This window comes from Bifidobacterium sp. LH_449, from assembly GCF_056356755.1.
This window is the reverse complement of record NZ_JBKEUV010000013.1, coordinates 19,016-44,330: the sequence shown is the minus strand read 5'-3', so window position 1 is coordinate 44,330 and position 25,315 is coordinate 19,016. Positions and strand designations below refer to the sequence as shown.

General features: G+C 62.6%; 17 protein-coding genes, 2 tRNA genes and 1 pseudogene. 13 read left to right on the top strand and 7 right to left on the bottom strand.

The annotated features are described in order from the left end of the window. Positions 1-100: 100 nt before the first annotated feature. Entirely contained in the window at positions 101-1,525 is a 1,425-nt protein-coding gene (locus tag AC1AX7_RS09135) for an MFS transporter (protein WP_476509773.1), read from the bottom strand. A gap of 364 nt (positions 1,526-1,889) precedes the next feature. On the opposite strand from AC1AX7_RS09135, the gene AC1AX7_RS09130 reads away from it, so the two are divergent. Next, complete coding sequence (locus AC1AX7_RS09130; RefSeq protein WP_476509772.1) at positions 1,890-2,549, top strand: histidine phosphatase family protein; 660 nt, start codon at positions 1,890-1,892, stop codon at positions 2,547-2,549. A gap of 33 nt (positions 2,550-2,582) precedes the next feature. Beyond that, positions 2,583-3,533: a hypothetical protein gene (locus AC1AX7_RS09125; protein ID WP_476509771.1), complete on the top strand. Its 951-nt coding sequence runs from the start codon at positions 2,583-2,585 to the stop codon at positions 3,531-3,533. 160 nt (positions 3,534-3,693) lie between these two features. On the opposite strand, the gene AC1AX7_RS09120 is transcribed toward AC1AX7_RS09125, so the two are convergent. Beyond that, positions 3,694-5,007 (bottom strand): DUF805 domain-containing protein, encoded by a 1,314-nt coding sequence (locus AC1AX7_RS09120; protein ID WP_476509770.1) that lies wholly within the window; start codon positions 5,005-5,007, stop codon positions 3,694-3,696. 135 nt (positions 5,008-5,142) lie between these two features. On the opposite strand from AC1AX7_RS09120, the gene gltX reads away from it, so the two are divergent. The 5 genes from gltX to AC1AX7_RS09095 all read left to right on the top strand — a co-directional run bounded on the left by gltX (position 5,143) and on the right by AC1AX7_RS09095 (position 11,829). Beyond that, complete coding sequence (gene gltX, locus AC1AX7_RS09115; protein ID WP_476509769.1) at positions 5,143-6,663, top strand: glutamate--tRNA ligase; 1,521 nt, start codon at positions 5,143-5,145, stop codon at positions 6,661-6,663. Between the two features lie 234 nt (positions 6,664-6,897). Further along, positions 6,898-6,970 (top strand) — tRNA-Glu (locus AC1AX7_RS09110). A gap of 42 nt (positions 6,971-7,012) precedes the next feature. Further along, a tRNA-Gln gene (locus AC1AX7_RS09105) sits at positions 7,013-7,087 on the top strand. A gap of 160 nt (positions 7,088-7,247) precedes the next feature. Then, positions 7,248-10,334 carry a glycoside hydrolase family 2 protein gene (locus tag AC1AX7_RS09100; RefSeq protein WP_476509768.1) on the top strand — a complete coding sequence of 1,029 codons (3,087 nt, stop codon included), beginning with the start codon at positions 7,248-7,250 and terminating at the stop codon, positions 10,332-10,334. Positions 10,335-10,428: 94 nt separating this feature from the next. Next, entirely contained in the window at positions 10,429-11,829 is a 1,401-nt protein-coding gene (locus tag AC1AX7_RS09095) for a metallophosphoesterase family protein (protein ID WP_476509767.1), read from the top strand. A 99-nt stretch (positions 11,830-11,928) separates the two neighbouring features. Here AC1AX7_RS09095 and AC1AX7_RS09090 read toward each other — a convergent pair. Continuing rightward, positions 11,929-12,657 (bottom strand): annotated as a pseudogene (locus AC1AX7_RS09090) (IclR family transcriptional regulator); the annotation flags it as partial. 297 nt (positions 12,658-12,954) lie between these two features. On the opposite strand from AC1AX7_RS09090, the gene leuC reads away from it, so the two are divergent. Then, positions 12,955-14,358, top strand: coding sequence for a 3-isopropylmalate dehydratase large subunit (leuC, locus tag AC1AX7_RS09085; protein ID WP_476509766.1), 1,404 nt, complete (start codon positions 12,955-12,957; stop codon positions 14,356-14,358). 53 nt (positions 14,359-14,411) lie between these two features. After that, on the top strand, positions 14,412-15,092 hold the full coding sequence (gene leuD / locus AC1AX7_RS09080; RefSeq protein WP_476509765.1) for a 3-isopropylmalate dehydratase small subunit: 681 nt from the start codon (positions 14,412-14,414) through the stop codon (positions 15,090-15,092). A 598-nt stretch (positions 15,093-15,690) separates the two neighbouring features. On the opposite strand, the gene AC1AX7_RS09075 is transcribed toward leuD, so the two are convergent. Continuing rightward, positions 15,691-17,316 (bottom strand): PH domain-containing protein, encoded by a 1,626-nt coding sequence (locus tag AC1AX7_RS09075; protein ID WP_476509764.1) that lies wholly within the window; start codon positions 17,314-17,316, stop codon positions 15,691-15,693. Next, positions 17,313-17,810, bottom strand: coding sequence for a PH domain-containing protein (locus AC1AX7_RS09070; RefSeq protein ID WP_476509763.1), 498 nt, complete (start codon positions 17,808-17,810; stop codon positions 17,313-17,315). The genes AC1AX7_RS09075 and AC1AX7_RS09070 overlap by 4 nt, the downstream gene beginning before the upstream one ends. A gap of 402 nt (positions 17,811-18,212) precedes the next feature. On the opposite strand from AC1AX7_RS09070, the gene AC1AX7_RS09065 reads away from it, so the two are divergent. Together AC1AX7_RS09065 and murA are read left to right on the top strand one after the other, a co-directional pair. Next, entirely contained in the window at positions 18,213-19,316 is a 1,104-nt protein-coding gene (locus AC1AX7_RS09065; RefSeq protein WP_476509762.1) for a diguanylate cyclase, read from the top strand. A gap of 149 nt (positions 19,317-19,465) precedes the next feature. Next, entirely contained in the window at positions 19,466-20,791 is a 1,326-nt protein-coding gene (gene murA / locus AC1AX7_RS09060; protein ID WP_476509761.1) for a UDP-N-acetylglucosamine 1-carboxyvinyltransferase, read from the top strand. 153 nt (positions 20,792-20,944) lie between these two features. Here the strand turns inward: murA and AC1AX7_RS09055 are convergent, their stop codons facing one another. Then, positions 20,945-22,234 (bottom strand): MFS transporter, encoded by a 1,290-nt coding sequence (locus tag AC1AX7_RS09055; protein ID WP_476509760.1) that lies wholly within the window; start codon positions 22,232-22,234, stop codon positions 20,945-20,947. Further along, on the bottom strand, positions 22,231-22,941 hold the full coding sequence (locus tag AC1AX7_RS09050) for a TetR/AcrR family transcriptional regulator (protein WP_476509759.1): 711 nt from the start codon (positions 22,939-22,941) through the stop codon (positions 22,231-22,233). The genes AC1AX7_RS09055 and AC1AX7_RS09050 overlap by 4 nt, the downstream gene beginning before the upstream one ends. 197 nt (positions 22,942-23,138) lie before the next feature. Here AC1AX7_RS09050 and AC1AX7_RS09045 point away from each other — a divergent pair, with 197 nt between their 5' ends. Both AC1AX7_RS09045 and AC1AX7_RS09040 read left to right on the top strand, forming a co-directional pair. After that, positions 23,139-24,041, top strand: coding sequence for a lysophospholipid acyltransferase family protein (locus AC1AX7_RS09045; RefSeq protein WP_476509758.1), 903 nt, complete (start codon positions 23,139-23,141; stop codon positions 24,039-24,041). Between the two features lie 163 nt (positions 24,042-24,204). Then, positions 24,205-25,203, top strand: a complete 999-nt coding sequence (locus AC1AX7_RS09040) for an NAD(P)H-dependent glycerol-3-phosphate dehydrogenase (protein ID WP_476509757.1) — start codon at positions 24,205-24,207, stop codon at positions 25,201-25,203. The last annotated feature ends 112 nt before the right edge of the window (positions 25,204-25,315 follow it).

Genomic DNA, 25,315 nt, shown 5'->3' with positions numbered 1-25,315 from the left:
ATTGCGGCGACATTGCGATAAAAAGCGGCGGCGGCCAATTTTCCAGGCCGTCGCCGCTTTGCTATTGCTATGATTTTCGGATTTCGCCCAACGATTTTCGTCAGACGTGAACGGTGGTCAGCGTCGGCGTCTCCGTGCTGCTCTTGATCTGCTTGAAGCCGACCAGCGCGATCGCCAGCGCGACCAGCGCCAGCGCCGTGACGACCATGAAGCCGCCGTGGGAGCCCATACGGTCGATGAACTGGCCGGCGATGGCGGAGCCGACCGAACCGCCGATGGAATTCATCGCGCCCATCCAGGCCATGCCTTCGGTGAAGCGGGTCGGGGGCACCAGATGCAGCATCAGCTGGTTGCCGTTCACCCAGGTCGGCGACTGGCATACGCCGATAAGCAGGTAGATGATCATGATCACCCACAGGTGGTTGGCGAACATGAACGAGCCGATGCCGATGTTCACGACGGCCAGGCAGAAGTAGAAGCGCTTCCACAGAGGAATCGTCCAGTTCTTCGCGCCGTATACCAGCGCGCCGATCAGCGAGCTGAACGAGAAGCAGGCGAATACGAAGCCGGTGTACTGCTTCATGTTCGACTCCGTCGCGAATGCGACGATGGAGATGCCGGCGGCGGACTGGAATGCGCCCAAACCGAACCAGGTCACGCATACGGCGATCAGGCCCGGACCCCAGATGGATTCCTTTTTGCCGCTGTTCACCTCGGCGGCGGCCTTATCCATGGCGGCCTGCACTTCTTCGGGCGAAGCGCCTGACGATTCGGCGCGGTCTCGTGCGTATTCGATGGCGGCTTCGGCTTGTATCGCGCGGGCCCGTGCGGCTTCGCGCTCGCGATACTGCTTGCGCGTCATGCCGGCCTCCCGGGCCAGCTGCGTCTGGGATTTCGGCGCCGTGCTGAGTTCCGTGAGGAACATCAGCGCGCCGATCAGCACGCATACGCCGGCGAAGGAGAACGACAGCACGCCGGAGATGACGGCCAGGGTGGACGCCAGCGGGTTGCCGATCACCCACAGGCATTCGTCGAAGACGCCCGACAGCGACAGGGCGCGGTTCGTGCGGACGGTGTCGCCCTTCAGCAGCGTCGTCCAACGACGACGGCTCATCGCGCCCCATGGCGGAATCGCCGCCATAAAAGGCACGATGCAGAACAGGATCCATGATGGCACGCGGTTCGTGATGCAGGTCACCAGCGAAGTCGCCGCGATCATCCACACGATGATCGTCGGAATCGAAACCTGGCGCTGTCCGAATTTATCAACCAATTTGCCCAGCACCGGGCTGGCGATGGCCAAGGAGATCGCCTGCACGGCCGACAGCATGCCGGCCAGCGAATAATTTCCGTAATAATGCTGTACGGAAATCGTGATGGTCATGCCGACCATCGGGAACGGCATGCAGGCGATCACCGCTCCTACGGCGAATCGTGCCGTATGTGGAATGCGTAATAGTTCGGCATAGCCGCCGAAAAGACGATGGCCCAGCTCTTTTGCGCCAGAGACGAATTGGTTGGCCATTGCGTGCCGCTCCTTTCTGCTCACGGTTTCACGCGACGTCGCGGCTTTGCGTCGCCGTGACGCCAATAAACATTGGAAATTGTCGGACTGGTTGGGATTCGTGGAACAGCCGTGCCGCTGTTACGGCTGCGCGGCAGCCGTGCGACGGCGTCCGCGCTCGCAACAAGCATGCCACTTCAAGTACGCTTGAACGCAAGTGCCCGTGGCGGCGGCATCTGCGGCAAACGGCAGCTTGATTCACGGCCTGTGCAACTCTATGCAGAACCGCGACAAAACACGCGGTAGATTAGAAAACTGGAAGCAAACTTTTCTACGCCGCCGCAACGCCGTCAATCGGAGGGCCGCAACCGGAAGGAGACCGTCAATGCCGGCAACCACCATCCATTTCGTCCGTCACGGAAAAGTGCATAATCCCGATCATCTGCTGTACGAGCGTCTCCCCGGATTCCACCTATCCGAACGCGGCATGCGCATGGCGAAGGCGACCGCGCGCTATCTGGCCGCAAATCCGCAGACCAACACCATTTCCGCCATCTACTCGTCGCCGTTGGAACGAACCCGCGAAACCGCCGGCGCGATTCTGGACGCGATCAATGATGTGCGCGCCTCCCGCGGCGAGGCCCCGCTCACACTCGTCTGCGACGAACGGATCATCGAAGCCGGCAACGAATTCCGCGGCAAACGCATCGGCCATGGCGAAGGCGCATTATGGAAGAACGGCAACTGGAAGCTCGTCGCCAACCTGTGGAAGCCCAGTTGGGGCGAAAGCTACCGTTCCATCGCCTCGCGCGTCCAGAATTTCGCGCTTGAACAGGTCGCGCGCCATCCCGGCGAACAAATCGTCGTCGTCAGCCACGAATCCCCGATCTGGTCGTACCGTCACATGCTGGAAACCGGCCATCCCGAACACAACATGCTGCTGCGCCACACCGCGCTCGCCTCGGTTACGTCGATTACATACGATTGCGATACACGCAAAGTGATGTCAATCACGTATGTCGACCCGGCGGCGAACGTCGAATAGGCGCACAATAGAACGCGTAGCAAAGGAGCGAATATGGCGTTTCAATTCGATAAGGCGACCATCGCAACGGTGGCGGCGATGCCTGCGGTGCGAGAGGCGGCGAAGGCCGGCGCGCAACTGGTGGCCCTGTGGCCGCTGACCGACGCGATGCGCATGGACAACGACGCGAAATATGCGGAAAACCTGCAGGTGCGCATCACGCGTGCGGCGGCGATCGTCATGACCGGCGAGGACGTGACGGTGCCGGATGCGGAATTCGTGTATGAAGGCGCCGACGAGATTCCGGGCCGCCCGCAGACGATCGTCGACGCGCTGCTCGCCGCGAACGATGCGTATGACGGGATGATGGCGTTCGGCGAGGCTGCCGGCGGCGCTGCAGTGGATGACGCCGAAAGCGTCGCCTGTGCGAAGGAAGCCGCCGCCGCATTGGGCGTCGATTGGGATGATGTCGACATCGCCGGCGTGCTTGCGGCGTTTGATGCGGTGAAGGACGCGGATATCGCCGATGCCGCCGGTGACGCCGATAACGGCGATGCCGCTGGCCCTGATGCCGCCGATGACATTGCGGCGACGCGGCTGGCATGGCGGTTCGCCGCGGCGTTGTGCGTGTGCGACGAATTGCTGCGCGATACCGCCGACGCGGATGACGCGCGTCAGGCGGCCCTGCGTGCGCTGCCGGTCGTGCTGCTGGTCAACGAGCTGCGCGAATGCTGCGCCGTACCCCGCATCTGCCTGACGGCCGACCAGCTGAACGGTCTGATCGCCGCGCGTGTCGCCGCCGCCGATACGCTGACGGCCACCGCCGAATACATCGGGCCGCTTGCCGCCGCCGAATGGAACCGCCACCGCGAAGACGTGCTGTGGGATCCCGACGAAGCCAAGAAGCGCGCCAAAGAAGAGGACGAGCGCAAAAGCAAGGAGGCGCTCGCCGCCAAATTCGCGCATGTAAAGGACGATCCGAACAAGCCGCCGGTGGAGCTGTGATCGAACCGGCTGCTGCCGGACCGATATCTCAATTGGAGCCATAACGAATTGGGCCATCTCATCCGAGATGGCCCAATTCGTTATGTGTTGTATGCGATTATGCGATTGCGTTGTGCGGCGGTGCGCGTATACGCATCGCCGCACAACGGTCAGCGGCTGATCATTGCTTGTCGTCCGGCTGCGGGTCAAACGGATTCACCGGCGGCTGCGATCCGAACTGCGGCTGCGCCATGCCCGGTTGTGCGGCGCCTGGCTGTGACATGCCTGGCTGTCCGGCCGGGGTCGGCGCGTTCTGCGGCATGCCGTTGCCGTTATACGGCGGATACGTGGTGGGCGCCGGCGTGGCGGAGGCATCGGCCGGATGCTGATATGCGGCGCCGTTCATCGGCATCGCCGAATAATCCGATGCGGCGTAATCCGTCGTGGCATACGGCGCCGCCGCATATGCCGGTGCGGCGGTCTGCGCGGAATTCTGCGAGGCATCCTGCGGGCGCGCATCAAAGCGGGCTCCTGCAGGATTCGTACGTCCCGTCATCAGCACGATGCCGGAAATCAGGAACACCAGGCTGAACACGGTGATCAGGGCCATCGGCGCCGCAACCTCCGCCAGCACGCGTTCGGCCAGATACTCCAGCTGATCGGTCGTGATGGAAATGTACGAATCCTCCAGCCGTCCGAACAGTCGGAACACCTGATCGATGATCGGCATGAACCAAATCCAGCTGATGAGCTCGGTCAGCGCATACGGGATGACCGGCAGCAGAATCCAGGCGCTTGGCTTGTTCGTATCATGCAGTCTGCGAACGCCTACGGCGATGAAGGGAATGATGCATGCCAGCATCCAGAGGGTCGACACCACGGTGTTCAACGTTGTGGAGAAGACCATGGTGACCATGTCGAGAACGATGTCGACGAGGACATACATCAGCACCGCCCACCAGAATTCGCTGCGCGACGCGCGGCCGGTGAAGGTGAGGTATTTCTGGAAGAAACGTTTGCAGGCTTCCGGGAACGGGCACTTGTAGTAAGGCTGGTCCAAAGCGGGCGCCGCCGCGGGATCGGCGCCGTAGCCGTAGGCGGCGGTGCCCTGCGGCAGCGGCGCGCCTGGCTGCTGCGCGCCATATTGCGTGCCGCCATACTGTGGTGCGCCATACTGGTCATATTGTCCGTATTGGGGCGCCGCATACTGCGGGGAACCGGCATACTGCGGTGCGCCGTATTGCGAAGTCCCATACCGCTGTCCGCCGTCATCATGGGGCGTCCCATACTGCGGCGCGGCCCCATACTGCGCGCCATGCTGCGGTTGCGCCGCATTGCCATAAGGATCGCCGTACTGCGGCGCCCCGGCAGGCTGGGGCGCGCCGTATTGCGCGTCGCCGCTTTGAGGGGCGTCATATTGCGGCGCTTCGTTGTGCGGGATCTCATGCGGGGACGCGGAATTATCGGAAGTGTTCATCTGATTCGGATCGCTCATGAAAGCTCTTTCTCGCGATTGTTCTGCATTGATATTGTCTCAAAGTTTGTGATGTTTTGCTGGGAATTTTCGCAACGACTTGTGAATGGTTCCGCAAAGATCCGCACGTCCGGTTTGCGGGGCACAATGGAGCCTATGACTGAAGCTGAAAACACCAAACCCGAACTTCCGAAGAACGTTCGCGTGCGTTTCTGCCCGTCCCCGACCGGCACGCCGCATGTGGGCATGGTCCGCACCGCACTGTTCAACTGGGCGGAAGCCCGTGCCACCGGCGGCACCTTCGTCTTCCGCATCGAAGACACCGATGCGCAGCGCGACTCCGAGGAAAGCTACAACCAGATCCTCGATGCGCTGCGTTGGCTGGGCCTGAACTGGGATGAAGGCATCGACGTCGGCGGTCCGGACGGCCCGTACCGCCAGTCCCAGCGTTCCGACATCTACAAGGATGTCGCCGCCAAGCTGCTGGAAGCCGGCTACGCCTATGAATCCTTCTCCACCCCGGCCGAAATCGAAGCCCGCAACATCGCCGCCGGCCGTCCGAAGGAATTCGGCTACGACGGCTACGACCGCGACCTGACCGAAGAGCAGAAGGCCGCCTTCCGTGCGGAAGGCCGTGAGCCCGCCCTGCGCATCCGCATGCCCGACGAGGACATCGCCTTCGACGATCTGATCCGCGGCCGCATCGAATTCAAGGCCGGCTCCGTCCCGGACTATGTGATCGTGCGTCCGAACGGCGACCCGCTGTACACGCTGACCAATCCGGTCGACGATGCGATGATGCGCGTGAACGTCGTGCTGCGCGGCGAGGATCTCCTGAGCTCCACCCCGCGTCAGATCGTGCTGTACCGTTACCTGATGGAATTGGGCATCGCCAAGGAGATGCCGGTGTTCGGCCACATGCCGTACGTGATGGGCCAAGGCAACAAGAAGCTTTCCAAGCGCGATCCGGAATCCAACCTGTTCCTGCATCGCGAGAACGGCTTCATCCGTGAAGGCCTGCTCAACTATCTGGCGCTGCTCGGTTGGTCCATCGCGCCGGACCGCGACGTGTTCTCGATGGAAGAGATGGTCGAGAAGTTCGACGTGCGTGACGTGAAGGCCAATCCGGCCCGATTCGACATCGACAAGGCCATCTCCATCAACGCCGAACATATTCGCATGCTCGAACCGCAGGATTTCCTGAACCGTTCCGTGCCGTACCTGCATCGTGACGGCGTGGTCTCCGCCGATTCCTGGGATGCGCTGACCGACCGCGAACGCGAGGTGCTGGGCGCCTCCGTCGAACTGGTGCAGCCGCGCGTGCGCCTGCTGGGCGAGGTCGCCGGCATGGTCGGCTCCCTGCTGAGCGCCGACGAATACATCGAGCCGGATGCCGATGCGCGCAAGCAGCTGAAGGATTCCGCCGGCGAAGTGCTGGACAAGGCCGTCGAGGCCCTTGAAGGCGTTTCCGAGGATGATTGGAAGACCGATTTCCTGCACGAATTGCTGAACAAGGCGCTGGTCGAGGAAGGCGGCTACAAGCCGCGTCTCGCCTTCGGTCCGGTGCGTGTGGCCATGTCGGGCCGCCGTGTCTCGCCGCCGCTGTTCGAATCGATGGAAATCGTCGGCAAGCGGATCTCCGTCGCGCGTCTGAAGGGATTGCGCGAGCATCTGTGATGCCGTGAGCCTGTGATGCGGCGTGCTGTGCGACGCGCGTCGATCTTACGTTGATTGGGTGTGAAATCGTTGGAATTGCAGCGTTTTCACACCTTGTTGCCATGTGTGGGGCGTATGCTCGCCGCGCATGTTTCGTGCGCGACACGCCGAGAGTTGCGTGATGCGGAATGCTCGCGTATATTAAACACCTGTTGCGCCAAACGGTTCACGCCGGGAAGTGCAGCGGATAATTTAGCCCCCATCGTCTAGCGGCCTAGGACTACGCCCTCTCACGGCGCCAACACCGGTTCAAATCCGGTTGGGGGTACGAAGACGCCGCAGCTGGTTTCCAGTTGCAACGCCTGTCAATTGGGATGTGGTGTAATTGGCAACACAGCTGATTCTGGTTCAGCCATTCTTGGTTCGAGTCCAGGCATCCCAGCCAATGACCCTCGCTTCGGCGAGGGTTTTTTGTTTTTCGCGCACCTGTTCCTTGGCCCTCCGTGCATGTCGCGGCTCTGTGACACTATGCGGGCAACAATCAAGAAAGCGACAGCCGGGAACGTCGATGTTGACGTTGCTTGACTGATTGCATATTGAAGGCAATGATGCAGGATCTCGCGCAAGGAGAACGCCAGGTGGAACAGCTTCAGGCACAGTCCGTCAACATGGAAAGCAAGGTATGGGATACGCCGTCGATTCGGCCGATACCAGACATGACGGCCGGCGCAAAACAGGCAGTGATCGACCTGAACGATAGAGAAGGCACGGGAAGCTGGGAATTTCTGTTCGATGCAGTGCCGGGCATTCCCATGCCGGGAGCGGCACGGCAGGATTTCGACTGCGCCCGTCTGCCGGAAGACGGCTGGACGAATGTGGCGGTGCCTTGCGAGCTCGCCATGCAGGGGTTTGACATCGAGAACAACCGGGAATACTACTATCGCAGAACGATTGCGATTCCTCGGGACTTTGCGGGCAAACGCATTTTCCTGCGCTTCGACGGCGTATACAGCGACGCCCGCTGCTGGATCGACGGCCGGTTCGTTCGCGGTCATACGGGCGGCTTCACTTCCTGGGATTGCGAGATCACGCATCTGGTCAAAGCCGGAGAGGACGCGACGCTGCTGGTGGGCGTGGCCGATCTGGAAGGAAGCGCGTCCGGCAATTACAATCCGGACGGCGGCATACAGGGAAGCCCCGCCTGGGCAAGCTATTACGCCCATCACAACATCGGCGGGATCCTACGGGATGTATCGTTATTCGCCTTGCCGAGCGTCGCGTTGGAGCGCCTGCAGATCGATACGCGATTCGACCGGAATTTCCAGGACGCCGTCCTTTCGACGCGTGTCCTGACCAGTGCGTCGGATGATGGAAGCGCGCCGTCGGCATCGCGGCTTCATATGATATTGACGGACCGGGGCGGAGACGTTGCCGCGGAAGGCTTCGCGCGAATTCCGTGCGGCCAGGCGGTTGAACTGAACGTTCCCGTCACCGCGCCGAAGCATTGGGATGCGGAACACCCGTATCTGTATACGCTGACGGTCGATGTGGAAAAGGACGGCGTTACGCTGGAAACCGTACGCAGGAAAGTGGGCTTCCGCGAACTGCATTTCGGAGGGCGTGACGGCACGGCCGCAAACAAGCTGTATGTGAACGGCAAAGAGGTGAAACTACGCGGGACCTGCCGCCATGACGTATCGCTGCGAGGCGGCCGCTCCACGACAAAAGAAGAGGATTGGGCGGAAATCCAAGCTTATAAGGAGTCGAACATCAACCATATCCGCACATCGCACTACCCGCCGTCCAGACATCTGCTGGAGGCCTGCGACGAGTTGGGCATGTATGTGGAAGAAGAGAACAGCGCCTGCTTCCAAGGTGCGAACGGATATGACATTCACGCCGGAACGGAGGATTTCGTCACGCCTTTCACGGAAATGGTGGAGCGCGACAGGAGCCATCCCTGCGTGATTCTTTGGTCGCTGGGCAATGAATCGGGTTTCGAACGTACTCCTGCTTATCGAATCGAATACGACTACATCAAAGATGTCGATCCGAGCCGGCCTGTGATTTTCAGCTATCCCGAAACGGTGGAGACGTTCCCGTTGCCGTACGACGTGTTCAGCCGGCATTACGAGCCGTGGAACGGCAGCTTGGGCGGCCCGGATATGCCGGTGCTTCACGACGAATTCGCGCACGTTCCCTGCTACGACATCGAAGAGCAGCGGCGCGATCCGAACGTGCGCAATTTCTGGGGAGCCGGCCTGAAAAAGGCCTGGGAGAACATTTTCCGCACGGACGGCGCTCTCGGCGCTGATCTGTGGGGCGGAATCGACGACGTCTTCCTGCTGCCGGAAGGCGTGAACGAACGGTGGCAGACCCATTCGGAAGGCATGGCCGCCGGCTACGGCGAATGGGGCAGCGTGTTGGACGTATACCGCCGCAGAAAACCGGAAGCGTGGCTGACAAAGAAGGCGTATTCCCCGATACGCGTGCAGGAGGACGCCGTCTGCATCGTCGGCGACCTGCTGACGGTGCCGATCGGCAACTGGTTCGACCATACTCGTTTGGATGAGATCACGCTGCAGTATCGCGTGGACGACGGCGCGACGAAAACGGCGCCGCTTCCTGCCATCGAGCCTCACGAGAACGGGCGACTTTCGGTGCAGGGCGATTGGAAACAGGCGAAATCCGTGGAGCTTGTCTTCCTGCAGGACGGGTACTGCATAGACGTTTTCCGATTGACGCTTCCCGCAGGGAGGGCGACGAACACGAAGCTGCGGCAGTGCGGCGGCGATGCCGTGCGGAAGCCGCAGCCGCCTGTGATCCATGCGCGGGCGGACGAGCTTACGGTGGAATGCCCCTCCGTCGGGGTGCGCGTACGCTTCGATGCGAAGCAGGCCCGATTGCTTGACATCTCCTGCCACGGCCAGTTGCTGGTTTCCGGCGGCGTCGACCTGCGGGCGGGCGGCATGAAGCTGCTGCCTTGGAAAACCAGTCGTCGCGTGTATACGGCGATGGAAAACGGCAAAGCGATGGTCGGACTGCACGGTCGTTACGGGGAGGCCGTGGGCGTGATGCTGCTGTTCCGTATCGCAGGGGACGGGCGGACCACGGTGGAGTACCAGATCCGCAATCCCCACCTTCCGGATGACCTGTACGAGTTGGGCTTGTCGTTTCCGCTCGCGCAGGACGCCGATCGCATACGTTGGGAGAGAAAAGGCCTGTATTCCTGGTATCCGTCGGACGAGATCGGGCGCGATAGGGGAGAGGCCTTCCGTTTCCCGGCCGAGCCCCAGCCCGCCGGCTACGGGCGCGACGTGGTGCCGACGTGGGATTGGAAGGATGACGTTTGCGACGCATTCCTCGACACCCCGGAGTCGACGGAAGCCGGCATCAATACGGCGACGCGGGATTTCCGCGCGATGCGGGAGAACATCTATCGCTATACGGTAGGCTTCGCCTCCGGGCCGGCCACGGTGACGGTGAAATCGGACGGGGACGCCGCGGCCAGGATTTCGTGCGATGAAGGAGCCATGAAGCTTATCGTCGACGGCCAGTGGTGCTATCCCGATCTGGGGTGGGGCAACGACACGGGACGCCCCGTGTATACGGCTTGGACGAGCAGCACGGGCTATGTCCGGCTGCGATTCGGAGGCGACGCCGATATGACCGAGCATTCCCGCAGCCTGTGATTGCCGCCTATGCATTCCTTGCTTTGCCGGCGTTCGGCCCCGCATTCCGTAATTCCCGCACTGCAATTACGGTTTGGGGCGGTAAGGTAGGCATATGACCGATTTGCAGCATGATTCCAATCCGGCCCACTCCGGTACTGCGCAGTCTCAGCAGAATCGCGGCGGCGGCCGCGGCGACGCCCGCCCGCTGTCCGTCTCCGCGCGTCTGGGCCGGCTGCAATTCCATCACTCCGGCAAATTCCGCGTATTGCAGCTCGCCGACATCCAGGACGGGCCCAAAGTCAGCGGCGACACCATCAAACTGATCGAAGCCGCACTCGACGCGGCCCGCCCCGATGTCGTGATCTTCACAGGCAATCAAATCGCAGGCTACGATCAGGCATACTCGTCCACATTCCGCAAGCGGCGCTGGTCGAACGGCAAAAACAAATCATCGCGCAGCACCGGCATCGGAGCCAATCCGGGCGCATCTTCGAATACCGGCCCCGGCGCGGGATCCGCGCAATCCGCGGAACGCGCCATCATCGAACATGACCGCGCGCGCGAAACCGTGCGCGCCACCATCGCGAAATTCTTGCAGCCACTGATCGCACGCGGCATCCCATGGGCGGTGACATACGGCAATCATGATTTCCAATGCGGCCTCGACAATGCCGAAATGGACGCGATCTATCGCGAATTCCCCGGTTGCTTGAATCCCGAATCGACCGCGGCGCAAATGGGGACGCCACGCACGATGCCCGGCAGCGGACTGCCGGATCAGCAGGTGTTTCCTTGCGAACCCGGCACGCTGGCGCTGCCGGTGATGGATGCCGAGCGTCGCCGCGTCGTATTGGGCTTGGCATTGTTGGATTCCGGCGATTACGCGCGTTTCGGCGGCTACGGATCGCCGTCGGCGCGAGGCATCCGATTTTTGGAAATGCTGCCCGGCGTGATGGGCGAAGGCGTGCAATCATTGGTATTCCAGCATTTGCCGCTGCCGCAATACTATGACCTGCTCAGGGAAGTGCCGTCGACGGCTGCGCGCGCGATCGAAGGATACCGCGAATTCGCGGGCCGGCATTTCGTATTGGATGACGCGCTGATTCAGCCCGGCAGTTATCTGGGGGAGGGCATCAGCTGCCCCGATGCGGACAACGGCGAGTTCGCGATTCTGCGCGGCGGCGCCTTCTTCGGCGTCGTCGCCGCGCATGATCACCGCAACGCGTTCGTCGGCACGTTGGATGGCATGATGTTGGTGGCGTCGCCGACCTGCGGTTTCGGATCGTACGGCCCGGTGCCGGAAAAGCGTGCGGCGCGCCTGTTTGAATTCGATATCCGCCATCCGTTCTCGCCGCGCACGCAGTTGCTGGAATACGGCGATCTGATTGGCAAGCCCGGCTCCCACAAGGCGTACGCGTACGGCATGACCAGCGAATCCCGTCCGGAAAGCGAAGGCATGGACCTGCTGCACAAGCCCAATTGGTGGCGTCGCCTGCTCGCCATGCTGCGCTGATATAAAAAGACCCTGCACGAAGCGGTGTGCAGGGCTTGAAGCGGGATGCGGCGGCACGCGCGCCAGCGCGGCGTCAGCACGCCGGCGTTGCGTTGCCGATCAGTGGCCGGCGGAGGCTTTGATCAGCGCGTCGGTCAGATATTTGCCGGCGGCCATGACGAGTGGGGCGTAGCGGCGGCCGGGATTGGCGCCCATTCGCCCGTTCGGGCCGGAAATGGAAATGGCGGCGATCACCTGGCCGGAAGCGTTGCGGATCGGAGCGGAGATGGAGCATACGCCCTCATCGCGCTCGTTGATGGATTCGGCCCATCCGCGCTTGCGCACGGCGGCAAGCTTGACGGCGGTGAACTTGGCGTGGCGCAATCCCTGATGCAGACGTTCGGAGTCCTCCCATGCCAGCAGGATCTGCGCGGCGGAGCCGGCCTCCATCGAAAGCATCGCGCCCACCGGAATGGAATCGCGCAGGCCGCTGGCGCGTTCGACGGCGGCGATGCATACGCGCTGGTCGCCCTGACGGCGGTAGATCTGCGCGGATTCGCCGGTGCGGTCGAGCAGCGTCTGCAGGATCGGGCCGGCGGCGGAAAGCAGTCGGTCTTCGCCTGCGGCTGCGGCAAGCTCGGCGAAACGCGAGCCAAGAACGAAACGTCCATGCTGGTCACGAACGACGAAACGGTGACGTTCCAATGCGATCGCGAGGCGGTGCGCGGTCGGGCGGGCCAGTCCTGTGGCCGCCACCAGCTGTCCGAGCGTGGCCGGACCGGATTCGAGGGCGTCGAGAATCTTCACGGTTTTGTCGAGCACGCCGACGCCGGAATGGATTTCATTGTCGTGTTCGCGTGCGCCGCCGTTCTCCTGCATGCCGGTGACCGGCTGATCGCCGTTGAGATCGTCTTCAACCGCTTCGGTGGTGTTGTTCGTATTGGAAGTCATAAGTCGCATTATTGCATCTCATATAGTGAAATGCAAAATATGCACGCCGCATAAAAGGAGTATGGCGCGTCAGCATATCTCATATACCGGCATGCGTGCCCCTCGCAATGTGGACGGAACCATAGTCTATACCTCAGCACGACGCGCAAATGTGAATGAGTAAGCGCGTGAAGACACATAATTAGGAGGTCCCGCATGGGAACGACATTGGCCGAGAAGGTCTGGGCCGATCATCTGGTACGCAAGGGTGGTGATGGGGCGCCCGATCTGCTGTACATCGATCTGATGCTGATGCATGAAGTCACCAGCCCGCAGGCGTTCGAAGGCCTGCGCCTGGCCGGTCGCAAGCCGCGTCATCTTGATCAGCTGATCGCCACCGAAGACCACAACACGCCTACCGTCAACATCGATTGCGCGAATCCGGATAAGACGTCCGCACTGCAGCTGACCACGCTGGAACGCAATTGCAAGGAATTCGGCGTGCGCCTGCATGCGCTTGGCGACGCGGATCAGGGCATCGTCCACGCCTTCGCGCCTGTGCTGGGCCTGACGCAGCCCGGCATGACCATTGTCTGCGGCGATTCGCACACGTCCACGCATGGCGCGTTCGGCGCGCTCGCTTTCGGCATCGGCACTTCCGAAGTCGAGCATGTGATGGCGACGCAGACGCTCAGTCTGAAGCCGTTCAAGACGATGGCCGTCGACATTGAGGGCGAGCTGCCGGCCGGCGTCACCGCGAAGGACATCATTCTGGCGATCATCGCCAAGATCGGCACGGGCGGCGGCCAGGGCCATGTCATTGAGTATCGCGGCGAAGCCATTCGCAAGCTTTCGATGGACGCGCGCATGACGATCTGCAATATGTCGATCGAGGCCGGCGCGCGCGCCGGCATGATCGCGCCGGATGAGACGACGTTCGAATATCTGAAGGGCCGCCCGCATGCGCCGGAAGGCGAGATGTGGGATAAGGCGGTCGAATATTGGAAGACGCTGAAGACCGATGACGACGCCGTTTTCGATAAGGAAGTGACGTTGAACGCCGCCGATCTGGAGCCGTATGTCACCTGGGGCACGAATCCGGGCCAGGGCGCTCCGATTTCCGCCTGCGTGCCGGACCCGGCTTCGATCGCCGATGAGACGAAGCGCGTCGCCGCCGAGCATGCGCTCGAATATATGGGCCTTGAAGCGGGCACGCCGATCAAGGACATTCCTGTTGACACAGTGTTCATCGGATCGTGCACGAACGGCCGCATCGAAGACCTGCGCGCAGCCGCCGCGATCATGAAGGGCCGCCATAAGGCGGAATCCATTCACCGCGTGCTGGTCGTGCCGGCATCCTCCCGCATCCGCCTGCAGGCCGAGCGTGAAGGGCTTGACAGGATCTTCAAGGATTTCGGCGCGGAATGGCGTAACGCCGGCTGCTCGATGTGCCTGGGCATGAATCCGGACAAGTTGGTGCCTGGCGAACGTTCCGTCTCCACTTCGAACCGTAATTTCGAAGGCCGTCAGGGCAAGGGATCCCGCACTCATCTGGCGTCGCCGGCGGTGGCCGCGGCGACGGCAATCCGCGGCACCATCAGCTCCCCGGCCGATCTGTAAACGAAACACGCCATAAGAGCCATACAAAAGCCGTATAAAAGGATTTGCCTACGATGGAAAAACTCACCACACTCACCGGAACCGGCGTACCGCTCCGCCGTTCCAATGTCGACACCGACCAGATCATTCCCGCCGTCTTCCTGAAGCGCGTCACCAAAACCGGCTTCGAAGACGCCCTGTTCTATGCATGGCGACGCGATCCCGATTTCGTGTTGAACCGCCCGGAATACGCGGACGGCAAGATTCTGGTGGCCGGCCCCGATTTCGGCATCGGATCCTCCCGCGAACATGCCGTGTGGGCGCTGCGCGACTACGGTTTCCGCGTCGTCATCGCCCCGCGTTTCGCCGACATCTTCTACGGCAACACCGCCAAGAATGGTGTGCTGGCCGCGATCATGCCGCAGGAGTCCGTCGAACTGCTGTGGAAGCTGCTTGAAGAGGAGCCGGGCATTCAGATGACGGTCGATCTGGAAGCGCGCACCGTCACCTGCGGCGACGTGACGCTGCCGTTCGAAGTCAGCGACTATGTGCGCTGGCGTCTGATGAACGGTTACGACGACATCGACCTGACGCTGCAGCATGAGGACGATATCGCCGCCTACGAGCGTATGCGTGCCGAGCGTTTCCCGTTCAAGCCGAAGACCATTCCGGCGAAGCATCTGCCGGAGGAGAAGGTCGAATCCGCCCGCGAACCGGAATCGGATGATTGGAGCGGCCCGATCGGCGGTCGCTGATCGCGCTGTGGACTGCCTTTTGATGCCGGTGGCCGCGAAACGCCGTTTTCGCGGTCGCCAGCGCTGAAACGGCGTTTTCAAACGTGGCCGTATCCGTCAACGACGACGTGATTCAATCCGAATCGGTCGGCAGCGCAATGTGATGCCGCTCATCCGATCCATCATCAAAAGCGGAACGTCGCAGAAGCGTCAAACGTCGCCGATGCCTTATTCCCGATGTGCACGTGTCCCATTCCCGTTTTTTGCACAGGCCCTATTCCTTGATTTGCAAAATTCCGCTGGTAAACGGGCGTGTAGACCGCGGCATCGTCCAAATGTGCCATTTATGACGAGGCCACTACGCAAAAATGGACGTTTGGAGTGGTTTTTGCGTCCACTTTTGCGTGGTGGCTTCGTTCAAGATGGCATTTTTGGACGGAACCGCGGTCAGACCACGATTGTCCTTCCACAGGCTTGAATGGGTGCGATGAAGCAGGACTGGCCGGGCTGCCGGAATGGGCGAATTGCAGCATGGTCGGCTGGAACAAGGCCAGGCCGGGGAACGGCGTAATGGGCAAGCTGGGGCAAGGCTTGGCCGGGGAACGTCGGAAGAGGCGGACTACTTCGTGGCCCACCGTTCCAGCGCGTCCCCGTCCTCGCGATGGGCGGCATGCAGGCTGATCGAGGCGATGCCGTTCATCACGAACAACGGCATGACGACGCGTTCGATGCCATGCGGTTCGCGCCAGATCGAAGTGCGGCGCTGCACGCTCTGCACGCGTTGGCGTCTCGTGAACAGCGTATAGAACGACCATCCGGAAGTGCCGGTAACGGCGATGCGATGCGACAGCGCACTCGCCGCGCCGTCCAGCAGCTCGTAGCCTTCCGCCCGCGACTTGCATACGCGCATGGCCGGCCAGAAAACCGCGATGATCAGTTCGATGATCAGCGTCCACCATGGGAGGCCTGCGAACAGCGCCGCAATGATCGTGGCCGCGACGATGCCGCCTTCGACCATCAGCGGCGCAAACAGATAATAACGAAGCAGACCCCGCCCGGTATGCCTTATATGAGGACTCCGCATACCCCATTCCGGCAGCACCTCCTGCAAAACCGCGTATACGCGACGGTCGCCGATCACCGGCAGAATATTCGAACGGCTGGCGTCTCCGCTGTTTTCGCCGCCCGGCATCGATCCCAGACCGACCTGCACGGAACACACATGCAGCGCGCGACGCAGGATATTGGCGCGAATCGCAACGCTTTGCACGCGGCTGACCGGAATCGTCGTTGTGCGACGCGTCAGCAGGCCGCGCGTAATCAGCAGGTCGTCGCCTTGCCGGCGGATTTCAAAACCGTAAAAACGCAGCAGCGACGATACGATGCTGACGGCGGCCACAATCAGCAGCATCGTCGCGACCAGCGCGAAAATTGCGGGCAATCCGGACATGACCAGGTGATTAAGAGAATCGCCGGCAGCCTGCGACCATTGCTTCGGCGCGGCCTCTTCCGCCTGCTGCAGGAAACCCAATACCGCAAGGACCGCGGCGAACACGCCCAGATCGGTGATCGCAAACAGGATGATGTCGGCGAAGGATGCGCGGAATACCAGTTTTGCGGCGTCATCGGACGTGGCGTCGGGCGCGGTGTCCGTCGCTGATTCCCGCGGCGCGGACGAAATATCAATCGCGGGCGCGGCATCCGATGCGCCTTGCACAGGCGAGGACTGCTGCGCGAGGCGGCGTCGCCTTTCCAATTCCTGCTGCAGGGCGGCCGGCACGGCGTTCAGAATGATGTTCGCGTCGGCGACGCCGCCGGCGGATACCGTCAACGAGATCACATCGAAGACGCGCAAATATACGGGACTGGTCGAATCGATGGCATGCATGTGGGCGTATCCGATGGTGCGGCGCTGCCGGAAGAACAGACCGGTCGTGAAGGTCAGGCCGTCGCCGTCAAGCCGGTAGCGCGTGGTCAGCCACTTTATCACCGGCTGCATGATCACTGCGGCGATGATGATGACGGCCAGCAATGTCAGCGCCCATGACGGAACGTCGCTATTGTCGCGAATCGCGGCGAAGACCAGGGCCCATGACAGGGCGACGCCGACCAACGCTTTCACCGACTCCACCAAGGTGACGACCATGCCGGCGGGATGCGGACGACGCCATTGCGTGTCAGTTGCGGGGATGTTTGCTGTGGGGATGTTTGCTGTGGGATCGCTGTGCGTGAGGTGTCCCGTCATAGGTCTTCCTTCGCTTCGGCGACGCGAGCGGCGATCGCCGCCACCACCTGTTCGGCTTCGGCGGTATCCAACGCTTCGATCTCATGCTCGCCGACCGCCGTATGCACGACCACGCCGGTCAAGCCGAAATGCCGCAGCACCGGTCCTTGTTTCGTGTCGACATGCTGCACGCGGTTGAACGGAATCGTCGTGCCGGTGCGGAACATCCAGCCTTTGCGGATATGCAGGCAGCGTCGGCCGATCGCAAAACGGTTGAACGCATACGCATACTTCGTCTGCAACGGCTGCGTGGCGCAGTCCGCGACGGCCGCCGCCGCGATCAGCGCGATCACGAGTCCCTGCGCGAAGCCCCACCAGTCGCAGGCCATGCAGATCAGTGCGGCGGCGGCGCATCCGGCCAGCACGCAGGCGGTGGCGATCGCCTGATTCACCATCCACACGCTGCGCACGCGTTCCGGCAATGGCCGCCACTGCAGACCTTCGTCGTCGGACATGGGTTTTCCTTTCATAAGGCGTCATCGCGTCATCGCCGCTTCGCTGCGTGATCCGTTTGTGTCTCGCGGCCGTGTGGCGCATGCGTGTTACGTATCCGCGTCGCATCCACGTATCCGCGTGCTGCGTGCACGGTTCCGATTGTAGCGTGCGGAGCCTTTCGGGAGGCTGATTTCGGCAATGGTCACGGTGGCGGTCACGGTGGCGGTGTTGATGTTTGGGCGGTGGCGACGGTTTGGGATGATGTCGGTTTGGGACGATGTCGGTTGGGACAGCGGCGACGGTTTGGGCGGTGGCGTCGATGCTTTTCTGAAACGGCGTCGTTCGGGGTGTCGGGCGGACGGGCTATCTAGATACTGGCTGATAGGGTGGTAGGCAACGCGTACTACCGATTGGGAGAACAGATGAGTCAGGAATTCGAGCCGTTCTACGACGTCAATCGCACATATGAGGACAATTATTCGCACGGCCCGTTCGGCGCGTTCGCGCAGGCGCTCGCCGGCGAGGCCGGCAAGGACGCTGCCGTGGCGGGGGAGAAGTTCCTCGGATTCGACGTGGACCTGCCGTTCGGCATTCCCGCGGGCCCGCTGCTCAACTCCAAATACACCACCGCGGCATTCCGCATGGGCTTCGACCTGGCCGTGTATAAAACCGTGCGCTCGCGTGCGTGGGGCTGCAATGCGTTCCCGAACGTGCTTGCCGTGCATCCGCGCAGCGCCGACGGCTCGCTGACTCCCGGCAGCGCCGAACTCGACGAAGGCGTGCTGGCCGACACCAATTACGAACAGCCGGTCTCCATTTCGAATTCCTTCGGCGTGCCCTCGCGCGACCCCGACGAATGGCAGCCTGACATGCGCGACGCCATCGCCCAGGCCGGCCCCGGCCAGCTGCTGGTCCCCAGCTTCCAAGGCTCCCGTGTGGAAGGCATGAGCGAAGACGACTACATCGCCGACCACGTCACCACCGCGCGACTGGTATGCGAAACCGGCGGACAGCTCATGGAAATGAACACCAGCTGCCCGAACGAAGGGCACAACCGTCTGCTGTGCCACGATCCGCAACTGGTCGGGCGCATCACCGAAGCCGTGAAGAACGAGATCGGCGACCGTCCGCTGATCGTCAAACTCGCTTACATCCCGTCCGACGAGGCGCTGGAGACCATGGTGCGTGAAACCGCCGCGCGCGGCACCGTGCAGGGCTTCGCCACCATCAACACGATTTCCGCCAGGCTCGTCGATAGGAACGGCGATCAGGCGTTGCCGGGAGCGGGCCGCGACCGCAGCGGCGTATGCGGCGAGGCCATCCGCGGCGCCGGCCTTGACATGGTCCGTCGTTTGGCGGCGGTGCGCGAAAAGCTCGGTCTCGACTTCGCCATCGTCGGCGTCGGCGGCGTCGTCAAGCCCGCCGATTACCGCGCGTATCGCGAAATCGGCGCGGATGCCGTGATGTCGGCGACCGGCGCGATGTGGGATGCCTATTTGGCTCAGCGCATTAAAGCGGAACGCTGAAAGCATCAAGTGTTCACGAGGTCACTACAACCCTTGTGGCACTATGGTGCGTAGCGCAATCCACTGCAGGCAGAAAGCCGTGGTATGCCGGGTGTCCCCAGGGAATCGCAGAAGGCAGGCCCGGTACGGAGTAAGTGAAAGAGGTAAGTGTGGCTGAACACAACGAGGATGTGCTGCACGTCGTCGGAGGCAAACCGTTGAACGGCACCATCAAGGTGCGCGGCGCGAAGAATTTCGTCAGCAAGGCCATGGTCGCGGCACTGCTTGCGCCCGGCGTCAGCGTATTGAAGAACGTGCCCGAAATCCGTGACGTGCATGTCGTATCCGACCTGCTTCGTCTGCACGGCGTGAACGTCGACGTCGACGGGGACAAGGGCGTCGTCACCATCGACGCGACCAACGTGCAGCTCGCCGACGTCGCCGATGTGGATACGCTGTCGGGCTCGTCGCGCATTCCGATCCTGTTCTCCGGCCCGCTGCTGCACCGACTCGGCGAAGCGTTCATTCCGGCGCTCGGCGGATGCAACATCGGCGGCCGCCCGATCGACTTCCATCTGGAAACGCTGCGTAAGCTCGGCGCCAACGTCGACAAGGAACACAAGGACGGCATCCACATCACCGCGCCGAACGGCCTGAAGGGCGCGAAGATCCATCTGCCGTACCCGTCCGTCGGCGCCACCGAGCAGACGCTGCTGGCCGCCGTGCTGGCCGACGGCAAAACCGAACTTTCCGGCGCCGCGACCGAGCCGGAAATCATGGACCTGGTCGCCGTACTGCAGAAGATGGGCGCCATCATCTCCGTCGACGTCGACCGCACCTTCCGCATCGAAGGCGTCAAGGAGCTCAAGGGCTACACGCACACGTCGCTGACCGACCGCATCGAAGCCGCCTCATGGGCTTCGGCGGCGCTCGCCACGCATGGCGACATCTTCGTCAAGGGCGCCACCCAGCCGGAAATGATGACCTTCCTCAACGTGTTCCGCAAGATCGGCGGCGAATTCGACATCACCGACAAGGGCATTCGCTTCTGGCATCCGGGCGGCGACCTGAAGCCGGTCGCCATCGAAACCGACGTGCATCCGGGATTCATGACCGATTGGCAGCAGCCGCTCGTCGTGGCGCTGACGCAGGCCAAGGGCCTGTCCATCGTGCACGAAACCGTGTATGAGAACCGTTTCGGCTTCACCAAGCCGCTGGTGCAGATGGGCGCGACCGTGCAGCTGTACCGCGAATGCCTGGGCTCCCTGCCGTGCCGTTTCCAGCAGCGCAACTACAAGCACTCCGCCGTCATCTTCGGTCCGACCCCGCTGACCGGCCGGGATATCGACGTGCCGGATCTGCGCGGTGGCTTCAGCCATCTGATCGCGGCTCTGGCCGCCGAAGGCCCGTCCAACGTGCGTGGCATTTCGCTGATCGACCGCGGCTACGCCGACTTCCGCGGCAAACTCGCCGCCCTTGGCGCGGAATTCGAGTAGATTCGGCCACGGGCGGCGTCCCGTCGAATGACGCCCGGACGTTGCCGGCGTGGCGTCCAAGGCCGGGCATCGGCGTTCGTCGGCGGTGCCGCTTCGCCGGCGGCGCTGCGGCCGGTCCGATATCGAACGGACCGGCCTACGACGTCATGGTGCTCATGCTGCATGGGCGACGGTGGTTTCGGCGGTTCCGTCGAAATCTCGGAACAGGGGAGCCGAGGCGGCGGCGATCGCCGCCAGTGCCACGCCTGTGCCGATCAGCACCCATTGCGGGGCCGTCGCGTCATACAGCCAGCCGTAGGCGAGCTGCCCCAACGGCGTCATGCACATGGACAGACTGCCCACCAGCGCCATGACCTTGCCGGTCATCGCCTCGGGAGTGCGTGATTGGATCGCCGGTATGGTGATGATGTTGCAGATGCTGCATGCGAAACTCATGGCGCAGCTGGAAACGGTCAGGACCAGCAACGATGCGGATCTGTCCATGGGCAGCATGAAGGCGAACCCTGCGGGGACGATCGCCGCGCCAAGCGCGACCAGCGAGACGGGCAGACGGTCGATGGTCAGTCTGGCGATCATCAATGTCGCAATGAATGCGCCGGCCAATGCCGCGACGCCGATGGCGCCGTCCGCGATGCCGTAGGCCGTCGCGTCGAATCGCAGCACCGTGCGCACGAGGTACGGCAACCCCACCGACAGGTAGGCGAGGAAGAAGTTCAAGGCGGAGGCGAGCAGCATCAGTTTGAAGATGGATGGACGGTCGTGGGTGAGGAACCGTGCGGCGTCGCGGATGTCCTCAAGCGGGGTCGGCATGGTCGCCGCTTCCTGCCGGCGTGGGGATTCGAGCCGGATGAAGGATTCCATAAGGGCGGTGCAGTAGAAGCAGATGACGGAGACCGTCAGCATCGGGACCAGGCCGAACGATACGTAGAGCACACCGCCGATGAAGCTCGGCAGCAGTCCCGACAGCTGTTGGACCTGCGAGCTGACGGCCATGCCGCGTCGCAGCGTCTCCTCGCCGTGTTCGCGCAGCATCTGCGGCATCGCCGCCTGGACGGTCAGCGTTTCGAACGCGCCGAGTACGGACAGGCCGATGACAAGCGCCGCCGTGACGGCAAGATTGAACCCTTCGTCGTGTGCGAGCCAAAGGACGGCGAGCAGTATGAGCGTGCCGGAGGCCGCGTCGAGGGCGACCATCAGGCTGCGGCGGTTGACGCGGTCGGCCGCCACGCCGCCGAACGGCGACATGATGACGGTCGGCACGATGGATGCGGCCAGCAGGGAGGCGAACAGCGTCGCCGAGCCGGTGGCGTCCAGCACCCACATGGATACGGCGAAGCGCAGCGTCATGTTGCCGAACAGGGAGATGGCCTGACCGGCGATGAGCAGGATGAAGTCGCGGCTGGAAAGGGGGCTGCGGCCGGGTCGCGGTCGGATGGCGGTCATTGTCTTGTCACCTCCATGTCGCTTTTGCCGTCTGCGTTGCCCGCATCGTCGCCCTCGTCGGGGAGCGCGGTGATATGGGTGATGCCGTCGATCAGCAGCGTGCACAGTTCGTCGTCGAAGATCGGCACGTCTATGGCGTTCAGCATGGTCGCCACACAAGTGACCCGGTTCCGTATGGCGTTGGCGTCGAGTCGTTGGAACGGGCTGATGAGCCAGAAGTTGATGAGCAGGGACAGCAGTTCCGCCGCTTCGTGCGGATATGGGGTGGGGATGGAGCCGTCTGCTATGCCCTCCCGGATCAGTGGCTCAAGGCGTTGCGGCAGCGATTGCGACCAGAATGCGATGTTCGCCATCATGATCTTCGCGTCGTCGAGGGACGGCAGGGCCGCCTTGTTGACGTCGAGATGGTCGGTGTTCGTCAGGGAGCGTCGGACCATGAGACGGTATTTTTCCAGCGCGTTGAGGTCCGTGCGGCGCAGGATGTCGTCGAGTTGGCGCCACTGCCATGCGTTGTCTTCGTCGGTGAGCGCGTCGAGGAGCTCCTCCTTGGAGGAGAAATGATGGTAGATCGCGCCTTTGCTGAGGTCGCCGAGCTCGTCGACGATGTTTTGGATGGACGTGTGGTCGTAGCCTTTGGCGGCGAACAGTTTTTTGGCCGCCTGCAGGATGCGGCGTCGCGTCTCCTCCGGTTTGGTGTTGCGTGCCATGCCTTCGTTCCCTTCGTGACGAGGCCGCCGGATGATGTGCCGGTGCGGGATTATGCGGTCTCTTATCCGATATTTTACATACCGACGGTCGGTATGTAAAATTGCGCGACGCGGACGGCGCCGACGACGATGCGGTTGACGGTGCTCTGAAGGGATATGGCCGGGATTCGTTCGCCGGTTGCGGCACAATGGTGGGCATGGCATCCAAAGGAAAACCGTCGCCGCGTTCCGCGGTCAAGCCGTTGGGCGACGCACAGGTCGCGCGTCTCGCGGCCAGGCACAAGCTCGTCGATCCGACCCATTACTACCCGACCGGTCCGCGCACGCCCAACACCGCTGAAATCAACGCGCAGAACCCGAAGGCCACCGAACGGCTGCTCGCCGGAGTCTCGCTGGTGTTCCGCGCAAGCTGCAAGACCAAGGCGTGGGGATTGGACAACATCCCCGAAACCGGCCCGTTCATCACCGCCGCCACGCATGTGACGATGTTCGACGTGTTCGTGCCGATGATGAGCCTGTTCCACATGGGCCGCCGCCCGCGCTACATGGCCAAGGCCGAAATGGCGCGTTGGCCGCTGATCGGCAAATGGTTCCGGCTGGTCGGCATGCAGCCGGTGGAACGTCGCAGCGGTCAGGCGAAAACCATTGAAGAGACGTCCATCAACATCATCACGTCCGGGCGTCCGCTCACCGTATGGCCCGAAGGCACCGTCACGCGCGATCCGCAGAAATGGCCGATGAGCATGAAGAACGGCGTCGGCGTCATCGCGTTGGAGTCGTCGCGCCGCCTCGGCCATCAGGTGCCGCTGTATTGCGCGGTCACCTGGGGCGCCGCCAGCATCAATCATTGGTGGCCGTGGCCCCGCAAGAACGTCGTCATGTGCTACGACACGCGCCTCGACTATTCCGACCTGCTTGAAGACATGGACTCGTGGGGCGACGAGCCGCCGGCCGAGCTGGCCAACGAGCTGACCCGCCGCATCCGTGTGCGGATGAGCGCCGTCATGGAGGAGATCCGCGGCGAAAAGATGCCCGAAGGCGGATATTGGAACTACCGCACGATGAGCCGCGTGAAGGACGACGCGCATATCGATGGCTGATGCGCCGGCAAATCTCGGGCAAGTCGCGCCCGGGAAATGCCTTGCGCGCGGTAGCATAGGCAGATATGCCCGATGACGGCACAATACAGGCGCGCCGCAAGAGCGCATCACAGGCAAAAGCGGTACGCGGGCGGGCGGCGCAGATGAAGGAGACGCAGACAGTATGACGAATATCACGGTATTGGGCGCTGGAGCATGGGGCACGGCATTCGGCCAGGTGCTGGCCGACGCCGGCAATGATGTGACGATGTGGGCGATCGAGCCTGAAATCGTGGAAGGCATCCGCGACCATCATCACAACGGCGTGCGCCTGCCAAGCGTCGACCGTCTGCCCGACAACATGACCGCGACCGGCGACCGCGCCGAAGCCGTGCGCGACGCCGACATCGTCATCGTCGCCATCGCCGCGCAATTCGCCCGCGTCGCGTTGGAGGAGTTCAAGGGCCTCATCCCCGAAACCGCGCTTGTCGCCAGCCTGATGAAAGGCATCGAACGCACCACCGGCAAACGTATGGACGAAGTCGTCACCGAAACGCTCGGCCTCGAAGCCGACCGTTTCGCCGCGATCTCCGGCCCGAACCTGAGCAAGGAGATCGCGGCCCGCGAACCCGCCGCAACCGTCGTCGCCTGCGAGAACATCGACAATGCGCGCATCATCGCGCACGCCTGCACCACCGATTACTTCAAGGCGTTCGTCACCACCGACGTCATCGGACTGGAGATGTGCGGCTCGCTGAAGAACGTCGTCGCGCTCGCCGTCGGCATGGCCCGCGGCGCAGGCTACGGCGAGAACACGGCCGCGATGATCGAAACGCGCGGCCTGGCCGAACTGACCGCCTTGGGCGAGGCCGCCGGCGCGAATCCGAAAACCTTCTCCGGACTTGCGGGCGTGGGCGATCTGATCGCCACCTGCGGCTCGCCGCTGAGCCGCAACTACACCTTCGGCTCGAACCTGGGCAAGGGCATGAGCGTCGAGGAAGCCACGAAGGTGAGCAACGGCGTGGCCGAAGGCGTGCCGACCACCGATGCGGTCGTCGCGCTCGGCAGGCAGTACGGCGTGCCGACGCCGCTGGCCACGGCGATGAGCCATGTGCTGTCCGACGGCATTTCGTGCGCGCAGATGCTCGCCGAACTCTTCGACGACGGCGTGAGCGAAGAGTAGGAGAGCACACGCGAAACGCAACGTTCGCGCGTGCCGATGCGGTTTTGCATACGATGCCGCATGCCGTGTCGCATATTGCGTGAAAATCTGTGAGGAAACGATGCTCCGCGGC

Coding starts and splice junctions, on each gene's coding strand:
- AC1AX7_RS09135 (WP_476509773.1), bottom strand. CDS start 1,525: ATGGCCAACCAATTCGTCTCTGGCGCAAAAGAGCTGGGCCATCGTCTT.
- AC1AX7_RS09130 (WP_476509772.1), top strand. CDS start 1,890: ATGCCGGCAACCACCATCCATTTCGTCCGTCACGGAAAAGTGCATAAT.
- AC1AX7_RS09125 (WP_476509771.1), top strand. CDS start 2,583: ATGGCGTTTCAATTCGATAAGGCGACCATCGCAACGGTGGCGGCGATG.
- AC1AX7_RS09120 (WP_476509770.1), bottom strand. CDS start 5,007: ATGAGCGATCCGAATCAGATGAACACTTCCGATAATTCCGCGTCCCCG.
- gltX (WP_476509769.1), top strand. CDS start 5,143: ATGACTGAAGCTGAAAACACCAAACCCGAACTTCCGAAGAACGTTCGC.
- AC1AX7_RS09100 (WP_476509768.1), top strand. CDS start 7,248: ATGATGCAGGATCTCGCGCAAGGAGAACGCCAGGTGGAACAGCTTCAG.
- AC1AX7_RS09095 (WP_476509767.1), top strand. CDS start 10,429: ATGACCGATTTGCAGCATGATTCCAATCCGGCCCACTCCGGTACTGCG.
- leuC (WP_476509766.1), top strand. CDS start 12,955: ATGGGAACGACATTGGCCGAGAAGGTCTGGGCCGATCATCTGGTACGC.
- leuD (WP_476509765.1), top strand. CDS start 14,412: ATGGAAAAACTCACCACACTCACCGGAACCGGCGTACCGCTCCGCCGT.
- AC1AX7_RS09075 (WP_476509764.1), bottom strand. CDS start 17,316: ATGACGGGACACCTCACGCACAGCGATCCCACAGCAAACATCCCCACA.
- AC1AX7_RS09070 (WP_476509763.1), bottom strand. CDS start 17,810: ATGTCCGACGACGAAGGTCTGCAGTGGCGGCCATTGCCGGAACGCGTG.
- AC1AX7_RS09065 (WP_476509762.1), top strand. CDS start 18,213: ATGAGTCAGGAATTCGAGCCGTTCTACGACGTCAATCGCACATATGAG.
- AC1AX7_RS09055 (WP_476509760.1), bottom strand. CDS start 22,234: ATGACCGCCATCCGACCGCGACCCGGCCGCAGCCCCCTTTCCAGCCGC.
- AC1AX7_RS09050 (WP_476509759.1), bottom strand. CDS start 22,941: ATGGCACGCAACACCAAACCGGAGGAGACGCGACGCCGCATCCTGCAG.
- AC1AX7_RS09045 (WP_476509758.1), top strand. CDS start 23,139: ATGGCATCCAAAGGAAAACCGTCGCCGCGTTCCGCGGTCAAGCCGTTG.
- AC1AX7_RS09040 (WP_476509757.1), top strand. CDS start 24,205: ATGACGAATATCACGGTATTGGGCGCTGGAGCATGGGGCACGGCATTC.